Raw genomic sequence first — 1,686 nt, forward strand, 5'->3', positions numbered from 1 at the left:
TAGACACCTCAGGGCGCTAACTCGTCAAGCGGCGACGGCAAGGTGGGCTGCGAAGGCAGTGCCTTCTTCGAACTGCGTGCGGTGCTGGAGGCAGTGGTGGAGCTGGCCGATCATGCGGTTGAAGAGGTTCCTCTGTGCTGCGGCGTGCCAGTCGCCGTGCTCGTCTCGCCGTCGCCGGTAGTGGGCTTTGGCGCCGGGTGAGGCGGTGATCGCGGAGAACGCCCAGAGGTATCCGGCGTGGTTGAGCCGGTCGTTCTTCACCCGCCGTCTGGTGATGGACGACTTCTTGCCGGATGCCCTGGTGACGGGCGAGGAGCCGGCGTAGGCCTTCAGCCCTCGGGCGTCCGCGAACCGGGCGCGGTCGTCTCCGATCTCGGCCAGCACCCGGGCGCCGAGCTGGGTGCCGAGTCCCGGAAAACTGGTGATGATCTCCGCGTCGGGGTGCTGAGGGAAAGCCTCGGCCACAGCCTCGGAAAGGTCGTCGGCAGCCTTGGAAGCGGCTTCGAGCTGGATGAGGAGGGCAAGCATCTGCTTGCCGAGCGCGTCCTCGACCAGGGGTGGCTGGTGGGCCCATTTGCCGCGGAAGACCTCGCGGAGCCGCTCGGCCTCGGCCTCGATGCCTCGCTTGCGGCCGGCTCGCTTGAGGGCGGCTTGCAGTTGCGTGCGGGTGAGACGCGCGGCCCGCGTGGGCGTCGGGGCCAGCTCGAGGACCTGGTGAGCCTCGGGTCGGCAGAGGCCGTTCTTCCAAGGCTCAAACGCTGCCAGGGCTGAGGGGTAGTACTCGCGCAGCAGGGACCGGAGCTGGTTGGCGGTCTGCTGGCGATTCCAGATGGTGTCCTGCTGGGCTCTGGCCAGGACGGCGATGGCGCGGGCAAGATCAGTGTCTTGCGGCAGCGTCCGGTGGGCGTGCATATCGGTGCGCAGGATGTTTGCCAGGACCAGGGCGTCGCCGGGGTCGGACTTCTTGCGTGAGACGCTGTGCCGATCGCGGTAGCGGGCGGCGGCCAAGGGGTTGATCGCGAAGACTTGCCGGTTGCCGGTTCGCAGGACCGCCACCAGCAGGCCGCGGGATGTCTCGATGGCGACAGGGATCGGGGTCTCTTCCGTGTCGCCGTACTCGGAGAGCAGGTCCAGCAGAATCTTGTAGCCGGCCGCATCGTCGGTGATATGGCGCTTGGCTAACAACGTTCCGGTGTCGTCGACAAGAGCGACGTCGTGCGTCCTTTCCGCCCAGTCGATGCCGCAGTAGATCATGATGGTTTCCCTCTCTGTGGTGCATGTATGCGCTGGTCACGAGCTCATGCGGAACCACGCGGCGCCCTAATCCCAGGCCTCAGCCACACGGGGCTGGGCCGACACCTCAGTAGCCGTTCGTGGGACCAGCTCATCCCCACGGACCCCGGTCTGGATAAGAGCTCGAACGGCTCGGGCGTATCAAGGGGTCGCCGTGCGGCGGGCTCGCACCACCAACACCAACGAGCGATCAGGCGTTGAGTGTTGACGCTCGAAGGCGCCCGGCGGCGCCGTGCTACATGTAGGCATCAATGCCGGACGCACTTCAGGAATCCGTCTGGCGCCCACGAGCGTCAACACGCCACTCTTTAACTACGGATTAGACGCACTTCAGGGCGGCCTGCTCGTTGGGGAAGTGTCCGCGGGCCTTGACCGCCCGACGGATCCGCGCGT

The 1,686-nt window shown here is 66.7% G+C and carries 1 protein-coding gene; it reads right to left on the reverse strand.

The window, feature by feature from the left end; all coding sequences use genetic code 11:
- Positions 1-24: 24 nt before the first annotated feature.
- On the reverse strand, positions 25-1,254 hold the full coding sequence (locus AB0M87_RS33325; RefSeq protein WP_365859642.1) for an IS110 family transposase: 1,230 nt from the start codon (positions 1,252-1,254) through the stop codon (positions 25-27).
- Positions 1,255-1,686: the final 432 nt, after the last annotated feature.

The sequence above is a fragment of the Streptomyces sp. NPDC051320 genome, assembly GCF_040682175.1.
Taxonomy (GTDB): Bacteria; Actinomycetota; Actinomycetes; order Streptomycetales; family Streptomycetaceae; genus Streptomyces.

Excerpts from the sequence above, each read along its gene's own strand:
- AB0M87_RS33325 (WP_365859642.1), bottom strand. The coding sequence starts at position 1,254 with ATGATCTACTGCGGCATCGACTGGGCGGAAAGGACGCACGACGTCGCT.